Annotated in this window: 20 protein-coding genes; 10 read left to right on the forward strand and 10 right to left on the reverse strand. The window is 65.6% G+C overall.

Annotated elements, in window-relative coordinates:
• Nucleotides 1–78 precede the first annotated feature (78 nt).
• A complete protein-coding gene (locus FOC67_RS17250) occupies nucleotides 79–822 on the forward strand; it encodes a DsbA family protein (protein ID WP_003109186.1) in 744 nt (247 codons plus the stop codon).
• 254 nt (nucleotides 823–1,076) lie between these two features.
• On the opposite strand, the gene azoR3 is transcribed toward FOC67_RS17250, so the two are convergent.
• A complete protein-coding gene (azoR3, locus tag FOC67_RS17255) occupies nucleotides 1,077–1,718 on the reverse strand; it encodes an FMN-dependent NADH-azoreductase AzoR3 (RefSeq protein ID WP_003091530.1) in 642 nt (213 codons plus the stop codon).
• Between the two features lie 146 nt (nucleotides 1,719–1,864).
• On the reverse strand, nucleotides 1,865–2,182 hold the full coding sequence (locus tag FOC67_RS17260; RefSeq protein WP_003091533.1) for a hypothetical protein: 318 nt from the start codon (nucleotides 2,180–2,182) through the stop codon (nucleotides 1,865–1,867).
• Between the two features lie 199 nt (nucleotides 2,183–2,381).
• Here FOC67_RS17260 and FOC67_RS17265 point away from each other — a divergent pair, with 199 nt between their 5' ends.
• From FOC67_RS17265 to FOC67_RS17285, 5 genes are all read left to right on the forward strand, one after another.
• Complete coding sequence (locus FOC67_RS17265) at nucleotides 2,382–3,311, forward strand: LysR family transcriptional regulator (RefSeq protein WP_003091534.1); 930 nt, start codon at nucleotides 2,382–2,384, stop codon at nucleotides 3,309–3,311.
• 6 nt (nucleotides 3,312–3,317) lie between these two features.
• A complete protein-coding gene (locus FOC67_RS17270) occupies nucleotides 3,318–4,145 on the forward strand; it encodes an alpha/beta fold hydrolase (RefSeq protein ID WP_003091537.1) in 828 nt (275 codons plus the stop codon).
• Nucleotides 4,127–4,690 carry a peptidylprolyl isomerase PpiA gene (gene ppiA / locus FOC67_RS17275; protein WP_003109185.1) on the forward strand — a complete coding sequence of 188 codons (564 nt, stop codon included), beginning with the start codon at nucleotides 4,127–4,129 and terminating at the stop codon, nucleotides 4,688–4,690. The genes FOC67_RS17270 and ppiA overlap by 19 nt, the downstream gene beginning before the upstream one ends.
• 62 nt (nucleotides 4,691–4,752) lie before the next feature.
• Entirely contained in the window at nucleotides 4,753–6,585 is a 1,833-nt protein-coding gene (locus tag FOC67_RS17280) for an ABC transporter ATP-binding protein (RefSeq protein WP_003091539.1), read from the forward strand.
• Between the two features lie 281 nt (nucleotides 6,586–6,866).
• Nucleotides 6,867–7,133 (forward strand): DUF2790 domain-containing protein, encoded by a 267-nt coding sequence (locus FOC67_RS17285; protein WP_003091540.1) that lies wholly within the window; start codon nucleotides 6,867–6,869, stop codon nucleotides 7,131–7,133.
• 32 nt (nucleotides 7,134–7,165) lie between these two features.
• On the opposite strand, the gene FOC67_RS17290 is transcribed toward FOC67_RS17285, so the two are convergent.
• From FOC67_RS17290 to FOC67_RS17320, 7 genes are all read right to left on the reverse strand, one after another.
• Nucleotides 7,166–8,290, reverse strand: a complete 1,125-nt coding sequence (locus tag FOC67_RS17290) for a GNAT family N-acetyltransferase (RefSeq protein ID WP_003109183.1) — start codon at nucleotides 8,288–8,290, stop codon at nucleotides 7,166–7,168.
• A gap of 276 nt (nucleotides 8,291–8,566) precedes the next feature.
• Entirely contained in the window at nucleotides 8,567–8,725 is a 159-nt protein-coding gene (locus FOC67_RS17295) for a DUF3309 family protein (RefSeq protein WP_003091542.1), read from the reverse strand.
• Nucleotides 8,726–8,833: 108 nt separating this feature from the next.
• On the reverse strand, nucleotides 8,834–9,460 hold the full coding sequence (locus FOC67_RS17300; RefSeq protein ID WP_003109180.1) for a 3'-5' exonuclease: 627 nt from the start codon (nucleotides 9,458–9,460) through the stop codon (nucleotides 8,834–8,836).
• Nucleotides 9,457–11,256 (reverse strand): cyclic nucleotide-binding/CBS domain-containing protein, encoded by a 1,800-nt coding sequence (locus FOC67_RS17305; protein WP_003091544.1) that lies wholly within the window; start codon nucleotides 11,254–11,256, stop codon nucleotides 9,457–9,459. Before FOC67_RS17305 ends, FOC67_RS17300 begins: the two co-directional genes overlap by 4 nt.
• A gap of 89 nt (nucleotides 11,257–11,345) precedes the next feature.
• A complete protein-coding gene (locus FOC67_RS17310; RefSeq protein WP_003091546.1) occupies nucleotides 11,346–13,001 on the reverse strand; it encodes a cation acetate symporter in 1,656 nt (551 codons plus the stop codon).
• Complete coding sequence (locus FOC67_RS17315; RefSeq protein WP_003091547.1) at nucleotides 12,998–13,309, reverse strand: DUF485 domain-containing protein; 312 nt, start codon at nucleotides 13,307–13,309, stop codon at nucleotides 12,998–13,000. Before FOC67_RS17315 ends, FOC67_RS17310 begins: the two co-directional genes overlap by 4 nt.
• Before the next feature lie 217 nt (nucleotides 13,310–13,526).
• Nucleotides 13,527–14,384 carry a glycine betaine ABC transporter substrate-binding protein gene (locus tag FOC67_RS17320; RefSeq protein WP_003114808.1) on the reverse strand — a complete coding sequence of 286 codons (858 nt, stop codon included), beginning with the start codon at nucleotides 14,382–14,384 and terminating at the stop codon, nucleotides 13,527–13,529.
• Nucleotides 14,385–14,676: 292 nt separating this feature from the next.
• Between FOC67_RS17320 and FOC67_RS17325 the strand changes: the two genes are divergently transcribed.
• From FOC67_RS17325 to FOC67_RS17340, 4 genes are all read left to right on the forward strand, one after another.
• Entirely contained in the window at nucleotides 14,677–14,898 is a 222-nt protein-coding gene (locus FOC67_RS17325) for a DUF2061 domain-containing protein (protein ID WP_003091551.1), read from the forward strand.
• A gap of 142 nt (nucleotides 14,899–15,040) precedes the next feature.
• Nucleotides 15,041–16,402 carry an alpha/beta fold hydrolase gene (locus FOC67_RS17330; RefSeq protein ID WP_003091553.1) on the forward strand — a complete coding sequence of 454 codons (1,362 nt, stop codon included), beginning with the start codon at nucleotides 15,041–15,043 and terminating at the stop codon, nucleotides 16,400–16,402.
• A gap of 3 nt (nucleotides 16,403–16,405) precedes the next feature.
• Nucleotides 16,406–17,209 carry a VacJ family lipoprotein gene (locus tag FOC67_RS17335; RefSeq protein WP_003130440.1) on the forward strand — a complete coding sequence of 268 codons (804 nt, stop codon included), beginning with the start codon at nucleotides 16,406–16,408 and terminating at the stop codon, nucleotides 17,207–17,209.
• 139 nt (nucleotides 17,210–17,348) lie between these two features.
• Nucleotides 17,349–18,206 (forward strand): pirin family protein, encoded by an 858-nt coding sequence (locus FOC67_RS17340; RefSeq protein ID WP_003116397.1) that lies wholly within the window; start codon nucleotides 17,349–17,351, stop codon nucleotides 18,204–18,206.
• Between the two features lie 74 nt (nucleotides 18,207–18,280).
• Here FOC67_RS17340 and FOC67_RS17345 read toward each other — a convergent pair whose 3' ends face one another.
• Nucleotides 18,281–19,450, reverse strand: a complete 1,170-nt coding sequence (locus FOC67_RS17345; RefSeq protein ID WP_009313722.1) for a patatin-like phospholipase family protein — start codon at nucleotides 19,448–19,450, stop codon at nucleotides 18,281–18,283.
• Nucleotides 19,451–19,499: the final 49 nt, after the last annotated feature.

The following is a 19,499-nucleotide window of genomic DNA, read 5'->3' on the forward strand; positions in this document are numbered from 1 at the left end:
ATTGGCTGGCCGGCACTGCGCTGGCGGCGCGATAGCCGCGGCAGACCTCCATACAGCCTCAACCTGTGGACTCCAACCATGACACTCATGAACTGCGATCCGGCCACCGGCAGTTGCCGGATTCCCGACGCTGCTCCCATCCTCCCCCAGGGGGCGAAGCAGGCCCCTGGCGGCGAAGTCACGCTCAGGTACATCGGCGACCCCATGTGCTCCTGGTGCTGGGGTATTTCCTCCACGCTCGAAGAACTCGCACGGTACTGCGAACAGAAGGGTATCGGCTTCACCCTCACCATGGGCGGCCTGCGCGCGGGCGGGGGCGACGCATGGGGGCCGGAGTTCCGGGAGTTTCTACGCCGGGAATGGACCCATATCGCCAAGGTCACCGGTCAACCATTCGGTTTTTCCCTGCTGTCGGCAAAGCATTTCGACTATGACACGGAGCCTGCCTGCCGAGCCGTTGTGGTCGCCGAGCAAATGCTCGACCAGAAGCGGCCTGTCGCCTCCGCGACCCTGGCATTTTTCTCTGCCGTGCAGCGCAAGTTCTATGTCGAAGGCGAGGACCCCAAGAACGTGGACTTTTATAGATCCATTTGCGAAGACGCTTCGCTATCGTTCGAAGACTTCCGCGCGCATTTCGCCACTGCCGCTGCACGGCAAGCCGTCTATCGGCAATTCGCCCAGTGTGGAGAGTGGGGCGTACGCGCATTCCCCACCCTTCTGCTTGACCTGGCTGGTGATCTGAAGCAACTGAGTTCAGGCGCCACCACAGCGGCAAGCGTGATCGAACGGATCGAACATCTGCTGGGCGCGCGCACCGACTGAACATCCGGGCCGGCGAGGCGGGTGGCGCAATGCACGGCCCGCCAACAGCATTCTGCGGGCAGGGTCCACCGTCCTCCTTGCAACAGTCCCCGCGGCCCCCTGGCGCCGTTCACCCGTGTCGATGCGACAACGCCAGCGCGAAAGCCCCTGCCAGACTGTCTGCGCTCCGGAATCCGGGGCCTGGAACCATCGCGAAATAAAAAAACCCGGTCGAACACGCGGGGGGAAGGGGTTCGACCGGGTGCTGCGTCCAATCACCGGAGCGTTGGCAGAGGGACGCAAAGGGAAGTGTTCGTTTCCAGCGCCTGCAGCATCCGCTCGCGGGCTCGCGCCAGGCCTTTCTCACGGAACTCCGGGCCCATGTTCATGCCCTCCGCGTGGATGAAGGTGACGTCGTGGATGCCGACGAAGCCCAGCACCTGGCGCAGATAGGGTTCCTGGTGGTCGAGACCGCCGCCGGCGTAGATTCCGCCGCGGGCGGTGAGAACGAAGGCGCGCTTGCCCTGTAGCAGGCCTTCCGGCCCCTGCTCGGCGTAACGGAAGGTCAGGCCGGCGCGCAGCACATGGTCGAACCAGCTCTTCAGGCTGCTGGGAATGGCGAAGTTGTACATCGGCGCCGCCAGCACCAGCACGTCCGCTATCCGCAACTCCTCGGTCAGGCGATTGGAACGCTCGAGGGCGCGCCTTTCCGCAGCGCTATGGCCATCGCAGGGAGTGGTCCAGGCTCCCAGCAATAATTCATCGAGGTGCGGCAGCGGCTCGCGCGCCAGGTCGCGGACCTGGAAGCGATCAGCGGGATGCGCGGCTTTCCAGTGGGAGATGAATTCCGCCGTCAGCAGGCGGGAAACCGAGCCCCGTTGGCGGGCACTGCTCTCGATAACCAGGACACGGGACATGACTCGACCTCCACCCACTGCGATACAACGATGGAGGTGAGGGTAGAGAATGATTAATCGATTAAAAAGTTGAAAAAACCGCTGTTAAATATCGACCATATTGATTTATAAACAGGCAACACCTAGTCTTTCGGTGAGAGAACGCTCTATTTCGCGATCTTGCAGGTCAGCTTGATTCGCAACTTGATGATGTCGCGGCCGAACTGCGCGGTGAAGTTGCTGTTCTGCCCGGGCTGGATCACGCCCTTGCGCACTTTCGGGGTCTCCGGGCCGTTGCGGAACACCGCCGTGCACTCTGCCGCCTGGCCACCCAGGTTGGTGAGGAGGATGGCGCCCATGTCGCGACCGATGTCCTGGGTGCTGTAGGAGACCTCGGTGCCGTTGAGTTGCGGGTCGACCTCGATCGGATAGGCGAAAGCGGACAGGGGCAGCAGCGATAGTGCGAAACAGCAAAGCCTTTTCATGGCCGGACTCCCGGTAGCGACAGATGGAAAAATGGCAACACCCTGAAAACCACGGCATCCCGTACGTCAAGAGAATGGACAGCCATCCCGTACAGGATGCCGACGACACGATAAGCGAAGTCGCCCCTCCGGCGCACTCGTCATCGCCTGCCGGCCGCGGAAACGCCGGCGAGGCATCCCTGCATTCGAGGAGGCGGAAATGAAAGCGCCACGCGTAACCCTGGACCAATGGCGGACCCTGCAGGCGGTGGTCGACCACGGCGGCTTCGCCCAGGCCGCGGAAGCCCTGCACCGCTCGCAATCGTCGATCAGCTATACCGTGGCGCGCATGCAGGAACAGCTCGGCGTGCCGCTGCTGCGCATCGACGGACGCAAGGCGGTGCTGACCGAGGCCGGCGAAGTGCTGCTGCGCCGCTCGCGGCAACTGGTCAAGCAGGCCGGGCAACTGGAGGAACTGGCCCACCACATGGAACAGGGCTGGGAGCCCGAGGTGCGTCTGGTGGTGGACGCCGCCTACCCCACCGCGCGGATCGTCCGCTCGCTGTCCGCCTTCATGCCGCAGAGCCGCGGCTGTCGCGTGCTGCTGCGCGAGGAAGTGCTCTCCGGCGTCGAGGAAGCGCTGATCCAGGGCGCCGCCGACCTGGCGATCAGCGGCCTGATCATTCCCGGCCACCTCGGCGCCGACCTCAGCGTGGTCGAGTTCGTCGCCGTGGCCCACCCCGACCATCCGCTGCACCGCCTGCAACGCGAGCTGACCCACCAGGACCTGGAAACCCAGATGCAGGTGGTGATCCGCGACAGCGGCCGGCTACAGCCGCGCGACCACGGCTGGCTCGGCGCCGAACAGCGCTGGACGGTGGGCAGCCTGGCTACCGCGGCGACCTTCGTCGGCAACGGCCTGGGCTTCGCCTGGCTGCCGCGACACATCATCGAGCGCGAACTGCAGAGCGGCCAACTCAAGCCGCTGCCGCTGAGCCAGGGCGGCGTGCGGCAGAGCCGCTTCTACCTCTACACCAACAAGGAGAAGCCGCTCGGCCCGGCCAGCCAGATCCTCATGGAAATGCTCAAGTCGTTCGCCAACGTACCGCTCAACGCGCCCTTCGCGGCGCCCGAACCGGCCGCCGAGTGAACGCAGATGCCTGACTTCCAGCACCGCGACTGCACCCTCGTCTACGACGACCATCCCGGACCCGCCGAGCGCGCGCCGGTCCTGCTGTTGCACGGTCTGGGTTCGAGCGCCCGCGACTGGGAATACCAGCTGCCGGCCCTGCTGGGCCGCTACCGCCTGCTGGTCCCGGACCTGCGTGGCCACGGCCGCTCCGGCAAGCCGCGCGGCGGCTACAGCATGGCCGGCTTCGCCGATGACTGCGCGGCGCTGCTCGACCGGCTCGGCTGCGGCCCGGTGCACCTGGTCGGCATCAGCATGGGCGGGATGATCGGCTTCCAGTTGGCCTGCGACCGCCCCGACCTGCTGCGCAGCCTGACCATCGTCAACAGCACTCCGGAAGTCATCCCGCGCAAGCCCCGCGAACACCTGGAAGTGGCCAAGCGCAGGCTCCTCTCGCGCCTGCTCAGCCTGCGGACCATCGGCCGCGCCCTCGGCCGGCTGTTGTTTCCCAAGGCGGAACAGGCCGGGCTGCGAGAAAAGATCGAGGCACGCTGGGCGGAGAACGACAAGCGCGCCTACCTGGCCAGCCTCGACGCGATCATCGGCTGGGGCGTGCAGGAACGATTGGCCGAGATCGCCTGTCCGACCCTGGTGATCAGCGCGGATCGCGACTACACGCCGGTATCGCTGAAGCAGGCCTATTGCGAGCGGATCGCCGACGCCCGCCTGGTGGTGGTGGAGGACTCCCGCCACGCCACGCCGATGGACCAACCCGAGATTTTCAACACCACCCTGCTCGGCTTCCTCGCCGATATCGATAAAACCAAGGAACAACCATGCTCAAACGTCTCCTGATCGCCACCTGCACCCTGCTCTTCGCCGGTTCCCTGCTGGCCGCCACGCCTGCCGCCAAGCCGCACGTCCTGATCGCCACCAGCCTCGGCGAGATCGAGGTAGAACTCGATCCGACCAAGGCGCCGATCAGCGTGAAGAACTTCCTCGAGTACGTCGACAGCGGCTACTACGACGGCACCCTGTTCCACCGCGTGATCCCGGGCTTCATGGTGCAGACCGGCGGCTTCAGCGCCGGCATGCAGGAGAAGAAGACCCGCGCACCGATCAAGAACGAGGCCGACAACGGCCTGCTCAACGAGCGCGGCACCCTCGCCATGGCCCGCACCGGCGTGGTCGATTCGGCCACCAGCCAGTTCTTCATCAACCTGACCGACAACGACTTCCTCAACCATGGTGCCCGCGACTTCGGCTATGCCGTGTTCGGCAAGGTGGTGCGTGGCATGGGCGTGGTCGACCAGATCGCCAAGGTTCCCACCACCCGCCGCAACGGCTTCGCCGACGTGCCGAGCGACGACGTGGTGATCCTGTCCGCCAAACGCCTCTGAGTCCAGCCGCAGGGGCTTGATCCGGCGGGCCCAGGACGGGCCCGCTCCAGAAGAGAGCCATCATGCTTTATCGTCGTTTCGAACGTCTGATCGACCCGTTCCGCAGCGCTTCCGAACGCATGCCGCCCAGCGAAGTGCTGCGTTTCTATGTCTACTTCCTGCGCCAGGTCTGGCCGGTGTTCCTGGCCCTGCTGGCGGTCGGCCTGATCGTCGCGCTGATCGAGGTGGCGCTGTTCAGCTACCTCGGCCGCATCGTCGATCTCGCCCAGAGCACGCCCAGCGCGGAATTCTTCCGCGTGCACGCCAACGAACTGATCTGGATGGCGGTGGTGGCGCTGGTCCTGCGCCCGCTGTTCAACGCCCTGCACGACATGCTGGTGCACCAGAGCATCAACCCGAGCATGACCAACCTGATCCGCTGGCAGAACCACCGCTACGTGCTCAAGCAGAGCCTCGGCTTCTTCCAGAACGATTTCGCCGGGCGCATCGCCCAGCGCATCATGCAGACCGGCAACTCGTTGCGCGATTCGGCGGTGCAGGTGGTGGACGCCCTCTGGCACGTGCTGATCTATACCGTCAGCGCCCTGGTGCTGTTCGCCGAGGCCGACTGGCGCCTGATGATCCCTCTGGTGCTGTGGGTGTTCGCCTACGTCGGCGCCCTCGCCTACTTCGTTCCCCAGGTCAAGCGCCGCTCGGTGGAGGCCTCGGATTCGCGCTCGAAGCTGATGGGGCGGATCGTCGACGGCTACACCAACATCACCACGCTGAAGCTGTTCGCCCACACCCGCCAGGAAGAGGACTACGCCCGCGAAGCGATCGGCGACCAGACCCTCAAGTCGCAACGCGCCGGGCGCGTAGTGACCTCCATGGACGTGACCATCACGGTGATGAACGGCGTGCTGATCACCGGCACCACCGGCCTGGCCCTGTGGCTGTGGAGCCAGGAGCTGATCTCGGTGGGCGCCATCGCCCTGGCCACCGGGCTGGTGATCCGCATCAACAACATGTCCGGCTGGATCATGTGGGTGGTCGGCGGCATCTTCGAGAACATCGGCCAGGTCCAGGATGGCATGCAGACCATCGCCCTGCCGCGCAAGGTGGTCGACCGCGAGGACGCCCAGCCGCTGCGGGTAGAGCGCGGCGAGGTGGAGTTCGAGCACATCGCCTTCCACTACGGCAAGGGCAGCGGCGTGATCCAGGGTCTCGACCTGAAGGTCCGGCCCGGCGAGAAGATCGGCCTGGTCGGACCTTCCGGCGCCGGCAAGTCGACCCTGGTCAACCTGCTGCTGCGCCTGTACGACCTGGAGAGCGGACGCATCCTGGTCGATGGCCAGGACATCGCCGGGGTGACCCAGGAAAGCCTGCGCGCGCAGATCGGCATGGTCACCCAGGACACCTCGCTGCTGCACCGCTCGATCCGCGACAACCTGCTCTACGGCCGCCCCGGCGCCAGCGACGCGGAACTCATGGAAGCGGTGCGCAAGGCCCGCGCCGACGAGTTCATCCCGCTGCTCAGCGACGCCGAGGGCCGCCGCGGCTTCGACGCCCACGTCGGCGAACGCGGGGTGAAGCTCTCCGGCGGCCAGCGCCAGCGTATCGCCATCGCCCGGGTGCTGCTCAAGGACGCGCCGATCCTGATCCTCGACGAAGCAACCTCGGCGCTGGACTCGGAAGTCGAATCGGCGATCCAGGAAAGCCTGGAGACCCTGATGCAGGGCAAGACGGTGATCGCCATCGCCCACCGCCTGTCGACCATTGCGCGCATGGACCGTCTGGTGGTGCTGGACAAGGGCCACATCGCCGAAAGCGGCACGCATGCCGAGTTGCTCGCCCATGGCGGCCTCTATGCGCGCCTCTGGCAACACCAGACCGGCGGCTTCGTCGGCGTCGACTGAAGCCTCGGCACCGGGCGGCGGCTCGCGCCGCCCGGCTTGGGTGACCTTGTCAAAGGCTCTGCAACGGGCCTTTGCGCGGCAATCATCACCGCCGTCGATCTCGACTAGCACGCGCTTCGATTTTTTCCGCCAGCGAAACGGTGTTCTTATCGAACCCGTGCCCCGGCTCGATCCCGACGCCTGCCGCATCGTCCCCGTCCACCTGGCGTCGGCCACGGACGACCAAGGATGCCAGTGCTCGGTACCGGGGGTTTCGCCCCATCGCTACGGAGAATCACAGAATGAAACTTGCCTCTGTCGTGTCCGCCGTCATCACCAGCCTCGCCCCCATGGCCTTCGCCCAGGACGTGGACAAGGACCCGGGCCGCGGCCTGCCGGTCGAGGAATACCACTACGGCATGCAACTGGACGTGAAGAATGTCCTGCACCGTACCGACAATTCGACCAGGACCGGCGTAGTGCCGGTGACCGTGGTCTACGAGGACCATAGCGGCGAGCTGCACAAGATCCGCTTCCTCGAATGGGGCGGCAGCACCAGCAACGGCTGAGCTGACGCCACGCCCTATCGTTCCGGCTCCCTTCAGGCCTGGCGGTAGGGCAACAGGCCGTGGGCCTCCTCGGCGTAGGCGCGCACTCCCGCCCGCTCCTGTTCGAGGAACTGCGCCACGGCATCGCGCAGACCGGGATGCGCCAGGTAGTGCCAGGAGCGCGTCAGCACCGGCTCGAAACCGCGGATCAGCTTGTGTTCGCCCTGGGCGCCGGCGTCGAAGCGCGCCAGGCCGGCGCCGATGGCGAATTCCAGGCCCTGGTAGAAGCAGGTCTCGAAGTGCAGCCGGTCGAACTCGGCCAGGCATCCCCAGTAGCGCCCGTACAGGGTATCTCCAGCGACCAGGCTGAACGCCATCGCCACCGGCTTGCCGCGCTGGTGGGCGAAGACCACGCGGATCGCCTCCGGCATGCGCTCGGCCAGCAGGCCGAAGAACTCGCGGCTCAGGTAGGGATCGCGGTCGCGCACCAGGTAGGTGTTGGCGTAGCAGAGATAGACGAAATCCCACTCCAGCTCGGACAACTGGCCGCCTTCCCGCCATTCGAACTCGATGCCCTGTCCGCCGACCTGCTCGCGCTCCTTGCGCAGTTGCTTGCGCTTGCGCGAACTGAGGGCCTCGAGGAAGTCCTGGAAGTCCCGATAGCCGCGGTTGTGCCAGTGGTACTGGCAACCCAGGCGTTCGAGCCAACCGTCACGCGCGGCAAGCAAGGTGTCCGCCCGGGCGTCGGTGAAATTCACATGGATGCTCGATAGACCGCTCGCCTCGGCCTCCTCGCCAAGGGACGCGAGCAGCCCCTGCAACCCTTCGTCCTCGCCCAGCAGGCGCGCACCGGCGACCGGGGTGAAGGGCACCCCCACCAGCAGCTTCGGGTAGTAGCGGATACCGGCCCGCTGGCAGGCGTCGGCCCAGCTCCAGTCGAACACGTACTCGCCGTACGAGTGCGCCTTCACATAGGCCGGCAGCGCCGCGCACAGCCGCCCTTGCGGATCGCGCAGCACGCGATGGGCCGGGCGCCAGCCGGTGGCGGGCGTCACGCTGCGGCTGTCTTCCAGCGCGGACAGGAAAGCATGACGCAGGAATGGCTGGGCGGGAGGCAACAAGGCGTCCCACTCGGCGGCGTCGATATCGGCAAGGGTGGCGAGCGTCTGGATCGGCATGCGCGCCAGTCTGGCGCGAGACGCAAGGCAAGTGAAGCCGGTCGATGGAAAAAAAGCGCCCGGCGGACCCCGCGATGAAACCGCCCTTCACCAAGCGAAGGCTTCGAACCATCCTACGTAGAGCGCATGACGCCAACGGCGTTATCCGCCGATATCCCGCCGCAACGGCGGAGCGAAAGCTGGGAACCCTCCGCGTATGGCAAATAACGCCGGAGGCGTTATCCGCCGATACCCGTCGCGACGGCGGACAACCACGACGGCATTCCCGATCGGGCCCTAGATCATGCCCAGCAGCAACAGGACCAACAGCACCACCAGCAATGCGCCGACGATCCCCGAGGGCCCGTAGCCCCAGTTGCGCGAATGAGGAAAGACCGGCAGGCCGCCGATCAGCAGCAGGATCAGGATGATCAGAAGAATCGTACCGAGACTCATGGGCGTCGCTCCTGTTCGGCTCATGGGGCAAAGGGCGGCAGATTCCGCCCTTGTAGTTCTCGACCCCCGCCGAGCAACGAAGATTCAATAAATCCGCGCCCTCCAGCCTCAGTGGATGACCTTGGGCGCCGGCCCCTTGAGCAGGCGCATGAACATCAGCGCCACCGCCTGGGCGTCGCCGAGGGCGGTATGGCGACCGCTGACCGGCACATCCAGGGCCCGCGCCAGGGTGTCGAAGCGCAGGTCGATGTGTGCGTCGGGAAAATGCCGGCTGACCTTCCGGTGGTACAGCGACGAAATCTCGATGGAAGGGTTGTGCAACTGTCGGTCGAAGAGCTGGCGCAGGTGCCGGTTCAGCACGGCGACATCGAACGACAGGTAGTAGCCGAGCAGCGGCCGGTCGCCGATGAACGCCAGCAACTGGCGCAGGGCCTGCTCCAGCTGCAACTGTCCCTCCAGGTCGGCGCGGCGCAGCTTGTGGATGCGGATCGACTCCGCGTCCAAGCTCGGCGGCGGCTCGACGTAGAGTTCCAGGCGCTCGCCCATGACCAGTTTGCCGCGCCGCACCAGCACCGCGCCGATGCTGAGGACGTCGGCACGACGCGGGTCGAGGCTGGTGGTCTCGAGATCGAGGGAGATCACTTCCTCCGCCTCGACCGCCTCGTGCATCCACCAATACAGCCGGCGGCGCCAGCCCGGCCAGCGGCTGTCGGGCAACTTGACCATGGTGTTCATCGGGTCTCCAGGTGGAATTGACGGGCCACGCTCTGCTTGAACTTCTTCACCACATGCAGGCCGTAGCGCAGCATGTCGCGATCGTGGCGGCTCATGCCGCTGACGTCCAGGCCCTGCTGGCGACCGTCGCGTTGGCCGGCCAACTGGCGGGTCAGGCGCAGTTGCAGGAACAGCTCGAAAGACTCGCTCAGGTCGTCCGCCAGGCGCGCTTCGAGGACCTTGTGTCGCTTCAGCGCCTCGATCCGTGCCAGGGTCCCGCGGGTTTCCAGGCCTTCGCGCAGGGCCAGGGTGCGGATGCCGTGGACGATGGGGAAGATCCCGCCGCGCTTGAGATCGAGGCGGGCGTCCTGGGTCTTCAGTTGGCCGAGGAAGGTCAGCGGCGTATCGAATTGCAGGGCCGCTGCCGCGATATCCGCCAGCCAGCGCTCACCGCCGTCGGCGAAACCGCGCAGTTGCCGACGCAACGGCTCGAACAGTTGCAGGTTACCGGCCACCGGCCAGGCATCGGCCAGGATCGACAGGCGCAACAGCTGCTCCGGCTTGCCCTCCAGCAGCGTCCCGCGCAGCTCCGCCTGCCAGGCCGCCAGCGGCTTGCACCATTCCGGCCGACTGGCCATCACCCCTCCGGGACAGGGCGGATAACCGAACTCCAGCAAGGCCGCGCTGAAGCGCTGCATCATCGCCAGGGCCTGTTCCTGCGGCAGATCGTCGGCCAGGACCAGGGCATTGTCCTGGTCGGTCTTCAGCAACTGCTCGCCGCGTCCTTCGCTGCCCATCACCAGCAAGCAGCAGCGCCCGCGCAGGGTTGGCGGCAGCAACAGTTCGAAAAGCCGTTCGAGCAATTGCTCGTTGAGCGCGCTGACCAGCTGCATGATGAAGCGCAGGCGGATACCGTTGCCGGCCAGGGTAGCGATCAGGGTGTCCAGGGTTTCCGCGCAGCGGCGCAGGTCGCCGAGGTCGTCGGCGCGGGCGATGCGCAGCGCCAGGACGTGGGAATGGGTGGAGAACAGGCTGAGCACCTGGGTCAGGTGCAACAGGCCGATCACCTGGCCGTCCTCGGTGACCGCGACCCGCTCGATACGCTGGCGCGTCATGAGGATCATCGCGTCGAACAGGAAATCGCCCAGTTCGACGCTGGCCAGCGGACCATGGGCCAACGGCCCGATCGCCTCCAGCTCGCTGCGCCCGTCGCGGAAGTGCGCGCTCATGAGGTCGGTGCGGGTGACGATGCCGAGTTCGGACCCGTCCCTCTCCAGCCGCACCAGCAGGGCATCGGCGCCGTGGCTCAATTGCAGGCGCGCGGCGTCGCCGAGGGACAGCGAGGCCTCCACCTCCAGCGCCGGCAGCAAGTGCTCGCGGGCGATGCGGGTAAGGATGAACTCGGCAAGGTTCTGCCCGTCGCGCTGGGCCAACTGGCGCTTGGCCGCCAGGTCGGCCTGGAAGAACCGGGCGAAACCCGGGTTCTCCCCGCACAACTGGTGGAAGCAACTGGCCGGCAGTTCGTAGACGATGCTTTCCTCGATCGCCAGGTAGCGGTGCTTGCTGCTGCCGGAGAACAGCCCGCGGACGTCGAACAGGTCGTCCGCGGCGTATTGGGCGAATACCCGCCCGTCGTCGCCGCGCTCCTCGACCACGCCCTTGAGCAGGACGAACAGCCCGGGGACCGCCGAGCCGGCCTCCAGCAAGGTTTCCCCCGGCGCATAGTAGCCGACGCTGAGAGCCTGCTTGAAGGTCTCGCGTTGATGGGGGCGCAACTGGTCGAAGGGTGGCGAGGCGAAGTTGAAACTGTCAGGCATGGCTCATCTCGCTGTGGCCGGGACGCTGAAACGAAAGGCGGCGGACCGGAAACCCGGCCGCCGCCTCGGGCTACGCCTTCACGTAGCGCTTAGTGGGCCACCGCGCCAGAGGCGCCCAGGCCGGTCTGGGAACGGATGAACTGCGGGAAGAAGCGCGCCCGCTCCTCGTCGGCCGCCGCCGACTTGTCGGTGATGGAGAAGAACCAGATACCGACGAAGGCGACGATCATCGAGAACAGCGCCGGGTACTCGTACGGGTAGATGGCTTTCTCGTGGCCGAGGATCTGCACCCAGATGGTCGGGCCGAGGACCATCAGGCCCACCGCGGTGATCAGGCCCATCCAGCCACCGATCATGGCGCCGCGGGTGGTCAGCTTCTTCCAGTACATGGAGAGCAGCAGCACCGGGAAGTTGCAGCTGGCGGCGATGGAGAAGGCCAGGCCGACCATGAAGGCGATGTTCTGCTTCTCGAAGAGGATGCCGAGCACGATGGCGACCACGCCCAGGGCCACGGTGGTCATCTTCGAGACCCGCAGCTCGTCCTTCTCGTTGGCCTTGCCGCCCTTGAACACGCTGGCGTACAGGTCATGGGAGACGGCCGAGGCCCCGGCCAGGGTCAGCCCGGCGACCACCGCGAGGATGGTGGCGAAGGCCACCGCCGAGATGAAGCCGAGGAACAGGCTGCCGCCCACCGCGTCGGCCAGGTGCACCGCCGCCATGTTGTTGCCGCCGATCAGGGCGCCGGTGGCGTCCTTGAAGTCCGGGTTGGTGCTGACCAGCAGGATCGCGCCGAAACCGATGATGAAGGTCAGGATGTAGAAGTAGCCGATGAAACCGGTGGCGTAGAACACGCTCTTGCGCGCTTCCTTGGCGTCGCTGACGGTGAAGAAGCGCATCAGGATGTGCGGCAGCCCGGCGGTGCCGAACATCAGCGCGAAGCCCAGGGAGAATGCCGAGATCGGATCCTTGACCAGGCCGCCCGGACTCATGATCGCCTCGCCCTTCGGATGCACCTTGATGGCTTCGGAGAACAGCGTGCTGACGTCGAAGTTGACGTGCTTGAGCACCATGATCGCCATGAACGAGGCGCCGGAGAGCAGCAGCACGGCCTTGATGATCTGCACCCAGGTGGTCGCCAGCATGCCGCCGAACAGCACGTAGAGCACCATCAGGATGCCCACCAGGACCACCGCGACATGATAGTTGAGGCCGAACAGCAGCTCGATCAGCTTGCCGGCGCCGACCATCTGCGCGATCAGGTAGAACGCCACCACCACCAGCGAGCCGCAGGCCGAGAGGGTGCGGATCTGCTTCTGCTTGAGACGGTAGGAGGCGACGTCGGCGAAGGTGTATTTGCCCAGGTTGCGCAGGCGCTCGGCGATGAGGAAGAGGATGATCGGCCAGCCGACCAGGAAGCCGATCGAGTAGATCAGGCCGTCGTAGCCGGAAGTGAAGACCAGCGCCGAAATACCCAGGAAGGATGCCGCCGACATGTAGTCGCCGGCGATCGCCAGGCCATTCTGGAAGCCGGTGATGCGGCCGCCTGCGGCATAGTAGTCGGCCGCCGAGCGGTTGCGCTTGGATGCCCAGTAGGTGATGCAGAGGGTCGCGCCGACGAAGGCGACGAACATGACGATGGCCGAGACGTTCAGCGGCTGGCGCTGCACGTCGCCGGTCAGCGCGTCGGCCCAGAGGGCTGGAGCGAAGGCCGCAAGGCCGAGCGCGGCAAGGAGACGAGCGATCATTGCTGCGCCTCCTTGAGGATTTCCTGGTTCAGGCTGTCGAACTCGCCGTTGGCGCGACGCACGTACAGGCCGGTCAGGATGAACGCGGCAAGGATCAGTCCGACCCCCATCGGGATGCCCCAGGTCACGGACGAATCGGGACTGATACGCGCGCCCAGCAGCTGCGGCTGGAAAGCGATCAGCAGGATGAATATCACGTAGAGGCCAAGCATGATCGAAGAAAGTATCCAGGCGAAACGCTCTCGCTTGGCCACCAACTCCTTGAAGCGCGGATTGGTATCAATCCGCTGGTAGATGCTGTCGTTCATTGTTTTTATCCTCACAGCGGGGTGACGCGGAATGTCGTCGATATCCACTGTAGGACGCTGGTGCAAGCGCTCCAGACGACTTTAGTCGTAGCGTTTCGCCAGCCGCTCTAGACCGGCATTCCCGGGCCTTCCGGCAGATTCCGGAGCCAGCCTTCGGCAAGGAAAAACGCCGTGCCCGGTTGCCCGGGCACGGCGTTCCCCAATCGAACCAGCCGTGCTACTGCACCCAGTCCTTGACCCGTCCCGGGTTGGCCGCCACCCACTGCTTCGCCGCATCCTCGGGTTTGGCGCCCTCCTGGATCGCCAGCATCACCTGGCCAACCTCGTTGCCATCCTTCCAGCCGAACTTCTTCAGGAATTCCCAGACCGGCTTGGCCTTGGCCTCCAGCGCCGGGTTGGCGACGGTGTCGACATGCTCGGTATCGCCATAGACCTTCTTCGGATCGTCGAGGAACTTCAGCTTCCACTTGGCGAACATCCAGTGCGGAATCCAGCCGGTCACCACCACCGGCTTCTTCTCGTTCTCGGCACGGGTCAGCTCGGCGATCATGCCGCTGCCGGAACTGGCCACCAGCTTGTAGTCGAGGCCATATTGCTTGATCGCCTCGTCGGTCTTGATCATCACCCCGGCGCCGGCATCGATGCCCACCACGCGGCCGCCGAAAGCGTCCTTCTGCGCCTGGAGGTCGGCGATGCTGTTGGCGCTCACGTATTCGGGGACGATCAGGCCGATGCGTGCGTCCGGGTAGTTGATGGCAAGGTTGACCACCTTGTCCTTCATCTTCTCGTAGTAGGCGCCGTGGGTGCCCGGCAGCCAGGCCGAGAGCATGGCATCGAGCTTGCCGCGCGCCACGCCCTGCCACATGATCCCCGCCGCCACCGGCATCAGCTTCACCTCGTAGCCGAGCTTCTCGCGGATCACCTCGGCGGCCACATGGGTGGTCGCCACGCTGTCCGACCAGCCGTCCACGTAACCGATGGTGATCACCGGCTTGTCCGCCGCGGCCGCCATCCCCACCGCCGCCGACATTGCCAGGCCCGCACTCCAGCACAACAGTCGTCGCATCATTCGCATCAGACGTACCCCTTGTTCTATGCCGCCGGGGACGCTCCCCGGCGGTCGCGGCACTCTGCGGTGCCGCCGTCCATCATCGGCGCGCCCGGACGGCGGACTGCTCTGAGAACGACACCCATCGCACCCGATAACGACATGTCCCGAACTGCGCTGCGGCCCGCAACGGATGTGCTCCGCGACGGTGCGATCGAAGCGCTCTATGCCCTCGATTGGACAGGCCGATTTCCGCTTGGCCGGCCGCCTGGATAGGCTCCCTACAAAGAGGAACGATTCTCGTTAAAGGAGAGCCACCATGCTCAAGACCCTGACTTTCACCGTCATGCACTTCATCATCGCCTTCAGCGTGGCCTATGCGCTGACCGGCAGCATAGCGGTCGGCGGGCTGGTGGCGGCGGTCGAGCCGCTGTGCAACTCGGTCGGTTTCTACTTCCACGAGAAGATCTGGAAACGCTTCGAGAAAGACGGCGCGCCGCGCCCGGCTAGCGCCCACGGCTGGCTGCACCGCCACGCCTGAAGGGATATTCGCGAGGCACGGCAAGAGGCGGGAAAGACCGATTGGAACGCTGGCTGCAATAACCCACTGCACTACTGAGGCTTGCAGTTGTCATAGCGGCAGTATATTCACTCAGTACTTTTCCCTCGAAGGGATTCCCCCGATGCCCCACTTCCTCCGTTTCGCTGCCCTGCTCGGCGGCCTCGCCCTCGGTTGTGCCAATCTGGCGCAGGCCCGGGACGTGGACGCCGCGAGCTACGGCTATCCACTGACCAACCCGTTCGAGGCGACCATCGCCACCACGCCGCCGGAACTGCGTCCCGAGCTTCCGCACAGCGAGGACATCGACCAGAAGGACTACAGCCTGAAATTGCGCCCGGAGCGCGAGTTCGCCCTGCCGGACAACTTCTGGCCGGTGAAGAAGCTGCGCTACCGCCTGGCCCGCCAGGATCATGCGGCGCCGCTGATCTTCATCATCGCCGGGACTGGCGCGCACTATGCCAGCAGCTACCCGGAATACCTGAAGAAGCTCTTCTACCAGGCCGGCTACCACGTGGTGCAGTTGTCCTCGCCGACCAGTTGGGACTTCATGGCCAGCGCCTCGCGCTTCGCCACACCGGGCTTTTCCAGCGACGACGCCGATGACCTGTACCGGGTGATGCAGGCGGTGCGCGCGCAGCAGCGCGACCTGCCGGTGACCGACTATTACCTCACCGGCTATAGCCTGGGGGCGCTGAACGCCGCGTTCGTCAGCCACCTCGACGAAAGCCGCCAGAGCTTCAACTTCAAGAAGGTGCTGCTGCTCAATCCACCGGTGAACCTCTACACCTCGGTGAGCAACCTCGACAAACTGGTGGAAACCCAGGTCAAGGGCATCACCGACTCGCGCACCTTCTACGAGGTGGTGCTGAGCAAGCTGACCCGCTACTTCCGGCAGAAAGGCTACGTCGACATCAACGACGCCATGCTCTACGACTTCCAGCAGTCGAAGCAGCGCCTGAGCAACGAGGAAATGGCCATGCTGATCGGCACCTCGTTCCGTTTCTCCGCCGCCGACATCGCCTTCACCTCGGACCTGGTCAACCGTCGCGGCCTGATCACCCCGCCGAACTACCCGATCAACGAAGGCACCAGCCTGGAGCCCTTCTTCAAGCGCGCGCTGCAGTGCGACTTCGAGTGCTACATGACCGAGCAACTGATCCCGATGTGGCGAGCCCGTTACGACGGCGGCAGCCTGACCCAGTTGGTCAACCAGGTCAGCCTCTACAAGCTGCAGGACTATCTGCACGACAGCCCGAAGATCGCCGTGATGCACAACGCCGACGACGTCATCCTCGGCCCGGGCGACCTCGGTTTCCTTCGCCGGACCTTCGGCGAACGCCTGACCGTCTATCCCTATGGCGGTCACTGCGGCAACCTCAACTACAAGGTCAACGCGCAGGACATGCTGGACTTCTTCGCCACGCCCGCCGCCGGACAGACCCAGGTCGCCAGCGCGGCCCTCACCCAGCAGGCAGGAAACTGATCGATGAGCCGAACCGCACACTGGATGTTCGCCCTTCTGCTGAGCGCAGCCGCCAGCGCCCAGGCCGACGAGGCCGCCGCGCCGGTCGAACTGCCGCCACGCCAGCTCGACGGCGACGGTTTCAGCCGTCCGCTGGACCAACTCAAGTTCAATCCCGGCCTGGATCAACGCGAATTCGAGCGCGCCACCCTCGACGCACTGAACATGTACGATCCCTGGGAATCCTGGAACCGCCGGGTCTACCACTTCAACTATCGCTTCGACGAGTGGGTGTTCCTGCCCGTGGTACGAGGCTACGAGTACGTCACCCCGCACTTCGTCCGCAGCGGCGTGAGCAATTTCTTCGACAACCTCGGCGACGTGCCCAACCTGCTGAACAACCTCGCCCAGTTGAAGGGCAAGGCGGCGATGGAAACCACCGCGCGGCTGCTGTTCAACACCACCTTCGGCGTGCTCGGCCTGTGGGACCCGGCGACCAAGATGGGCCTGCACAAGCGCAGCGAGGATTTCGGCCAGACCCTCGGCTTCTACGGCGTGGGCGGCGGCCCCTACCTGATGCTGCCGATCCTCGGCCCGTCCAACCTGCGCGACACCGGCGGACTGGTGGTGGACTACGTCGGCGAATACCAGGTGAACTACCTCAACGTTCCCCAGGCCAGCGGCGACCACCCGGAGATCACCGCCCTGCGCGTGGTGGACAGGCGCTACAACACCAGCTTCCGCTACGGCCAGATGAACTCGCCGTTCGAGTACGAGAAACTGCGCTACATCTATACCGAGGCGCGCAAGCTGCAGATCGCCGAGTGAGACGAAGAACCGTCGCCCTGTGCGGCGGTTTCTTTTCCTCAAAACAATTCAATAAATCGATAGGAATCACATAAAACTCGCAACCATATATCGACCAGAGAGGACTATCATCGAGCCATACACGAACCAGGAGGTTCCCATGACCCGCTACCGTGATGTCCTCGAACTGCATACCGGCCACCCCGCCTCCGATGGCGCCGGCGTCCGCCTGACCCGCGTGATCGGCGGCCCGTCCCCGGAACGCTTCGATCCGTTCCTGATGCTCGACCAGTTCGATACCCAGAACCCGGACGACTATGTCGCCGGCTTCCCTTCGCACCCGCACCGCGGCTTCGAGACCGTGACCTACATGCTCGAAGGACGCATGCGCCACGAAGACCACCTCGGCAATCGCGGCCTGCTCAAGCCCGGCGGCGTACAGTGGATGACCGCCGCCCACGGCATCATCCACAGCGAGATGCCGGAACAGGTGGAAGGCGCGATGCGTGGCTTCCAGCTGTGGGTCAACCTGCCGGCGAAGAACAAGCTGGCCCCAGCCGGCTATCGCGATATCGAGCCGGAAGACGTGCCGCGCCTGGAAACCGCCGGAGGCGTGAAGGTCACGGTGATCGCCGGTCGCTTCGACGACGGCCAGGCGCAGCAGATCGGCGCCGTGGAAAGGCCGGACACCGAGCCGCACTACTACGACCTGCAACTGCCTGCCGGCGGCCGCATCGCCCCGCGCCTGCCGGACGGCCATCGCGTGCTGCTGTACGTCTACGAAGGCAGCCTGACGGTGGAAGGCGAACGCCCGGTGGAAATCGCCACCAATCGCCTGGCTCGGCTGTCCGAAGAAGGGGAACTGAGCCTGCGCAGCGAAGCCGGCGCCCGGGTACTGGTTCTCGCCGGCAAGCCGTTGCGCGAGCCGATCGTCCAGTACGGCCCGTTCGTGATGAACAGCCGCGAGGAAATCGAGCAGGCGCTACGCGACTATCGCGACGGTGTCCTGGCCGTCTGAGCCGTGCGCGAGCCGCCCTTCGGGGCGGCTTTTTCCTTCCGCCTGCCCCGTCCTGAATAAGGTTTGAACAAGGTTTACCGCTCGATCCGCAGGAAGCGCTCCAGTTCCGCCCGCTTGCCCATCGCATCGTGGTAGCCCAGTTCGATCAGTTCGCTGCAATAGCCGCGCTCGAACAACAGGTAGCTCAATACCCCCGCCCCGCTGGCGCGGGTCGCTCCGGGACCGCGCAGGAAAAGCCGCAGTACCCGCGACAGCTCCCGGTAGTGCCGCGCGGCGATCTCGTCCAGCGGCCGGCTAGGCGACACCAGCAATACCTCCACCGGCTCCAGCCCACCCGCCTGGCGGCGTACCTCCGGCGCCACCAACTGGCCGATCTGGTTCATCCGCTGCAACTGCTCGATGTCGCCTTCCAGGCTGTCGATGAAGGTGCTGTTCAACAGGTGGGCGCCGATCTGCGCCAGGCTCGGCGGTCGGTCGGACGGCGGCAGGCCGGTCATGGCACTGTCGCCACCGGTGGCCGGGTTGCCGCTGACGCCGATCACCAGCACCCGCGTGGCGCCCAGGTGCAACGCCGGGCTGATGGGCGCCTGGGAACGCACCGCGCCGTCGCCGAAGTATTCGCGGTTGATCCGCACCGGCGGGAACAGCAGCGGGATCGCCGCGCTGGCCAGCAGGTGCCGAAGCTCCAGGCGGGTGGGAATGCCCAGGCGCCGATGGCGTACCCAGGGATCGATGGTCGCGCGCCCCTGGTAGAAGGTCACCGCCTGCCCCGACTCGTAGCCGAACGCGGTCACCGCCACCGCGCGCAACTGGCGCTGGCGCACCGCCGCGTGAATCCCGGAAAAATCCAGCTCACGTGCCAGCAGTTCATGCAACGGCCGGTTGTCCAGCAACGCCACCGGCACCCGCCGCCCCAGGCCGAGCAGGCTATGGCCGAGGAAGCGCGAGGCCTGGCGGGTCACGCCCGGCCAGTCGCTGCGATAGACATATTCGGTGCGGAATCCCTGCCAGACCGCGGTCAGGCGCTGGATCGCCTGGCGGAATTGCAGGGCGCCGCAAGCCAGGCCAACGGCGTTGATGGCGCCGGCGGAGGTACCGACGATGACCGGGAAAGGATTGCCGGCGCTGTCCGGCAGCAGGTCGGCGATGGCGGCCAGGACGCCGACCTGGTAGGCCGCGCGGGCGCCGCCCCCGGAAAGGATCAGGCCGGTGAGCGGCGGACGTGGGGCAAGGGGATCGGACACAGCGGGGCTTCCGTCATGAACTGCGGCGAGTATAGCCAGACCCCGCGCG

The sequence above is a fragment of the Pseudomonas sp. FDAARGOS_761 genome, from assembly GCF_013343155.1.
Lineage (GTDB): Bacteria > Pseudomonadota > Gammaproteobacteria > Pseudomonadales > Pseudomonadaceae > Pseudomonas > Pseudomonas aeruginosa.

Excerpts from the sequence above, each read along its gene's own strand:
- FOC67_RS17315 (WP_003091547.1), bottom strand. The coding sequence starts at position 13,309 with ATGAACGACAGCATCTACCAGCGGATTGATACCAATCCGCGCTTCAAG.
- FOC67_RS17340 (WP_003116397.1), top strand. The coding sequence starts at position 17,349 with ATGACCCGCTACCGTGATGTCCTCGAACTGCATACCGGCCACCCCGCC.
- FOC67_RS17310 (WP_003091546.1), bottom strand. The coding sequence starts at position 13,001 with ATGATCGCTCGTCTCCTTGCCGCGCTCGGCCTTGCGGCCTTCGCTCCA.
- FOC67_RS17295 (WP_003091542.1), bottom strand. The coding sequence starts at position 8,725 with ATGAGTCTCGGTACGATTCTTCTGATCATCCTGATCCTGCTGCTGATC.
- FOC67_RS17280 (WP_003091539.1), top strand. The coding sequence starts at position 4,753 with ATGCTTTATCGTCGTTTCGAACGTCTGATCGACCCGTTCCGCAGCGCT.
- azoR3 (WP_003091530.1), bottom strand. The coding sequence starts at position 1,718 with ATGTCCCGTGTCCTGGTTATCGAGAGCAGTGCCCGCCAACGGGGCTCG.
- FOC67_RS17325 (WP_003091551.1), top strand. The coding sequence starts at position 14,677 with ATGCTCAAGACCCTGACTTTCACCGTCATGCACTTCATCATCGCCTTC.
- FOC67_RS17335 (WP_003130440.1), top strand. The coding sequence starts at position 16,406 with ATGAGCCGAACCGCACACTGGATGTTCGCCCTTCTGCTGAGCGCAGCC.
- FOC67_RS17265 (WP_003091534.1), top strand. The coding sequence starts at position 2,382 with ATGAAAGCGCCACGCGTAACCCTGGACCAATGGCGGACCCTGCAGGCG.
- FOC67_RS17290 (WP_003109183.1), bottom strand. The coding sequence starts at position 8,290 with ATGCCGATCCAGACGCTCGCCACCCTTGCCGATATCGACGCCGCCGAG.
- FOC67_RS17260 (WP_003091533.1), bottom strand. The coding sequence starts at position 2,182 with ATGAAAAGGCTTTGCTGTTTCGCACTATCGCTGCTGCCCCTGTCCGCT.
- FOC67_RS17270 (WP_003091537.1), top strand. The coding sequence starts at position 3,318 with ATGCCTGACTTCCAGCACCGCGACTGCACCCTCGTCTACGACGACCAT.
- FOC67_RS17300 (WP_003109180.1), bottom strand. The coding sequence starts at position 9,460 with ATGAACACCATGGTCAAGTTGCCCGACAGCCGCTGGCCGGGCTGGCGC.
- ppiA (WP_003109185.1), top strand. The coding sequence starts at position 4,127 with ATGCTCAAACGTCTCCTGATCGCCACCTGCACCCTGCTCTTCGCCGGT.
- FOC67_RS17305 (WP_003091544.1), bottom strand. The coding sequence starts at position 11,256 with ATGCCTGACAGTTTCAACTTCGCCTCGCCACCCTTCGACCAGTTGCGC.
- FOC67_RS17320 (WP_003114808.1), bottom strand. The coding sequence starts at position 14,384 with ATGCGAATGATGCGACGACTGTTGTGCTGGAGTGCGGGCCTGGCAATG.
- FOC67_RS17285 (WP_003091540.1), top strand. The coding sequence starts at position 6,867 with ATGAAACTTGCCTCTGTCGTGTCCGCCGTCATCACCAGCCTCGCCCCC.
- FOC67_RS17250 (WP_003109186.1), top strand. The coding sequence starts at position 79 with ATGACACTCATGAACTGCGATCCGGCCACCGGCAGTTGCCGGATTCCC.
- FOC67_RS17330 (WP_003091553.1), top strand. The coding sequence starts at position 15,041 with ATGCCCCACTTCCTCCGTTTCGCTGCCCTGCTCGGCGGCCTCGCCCTC.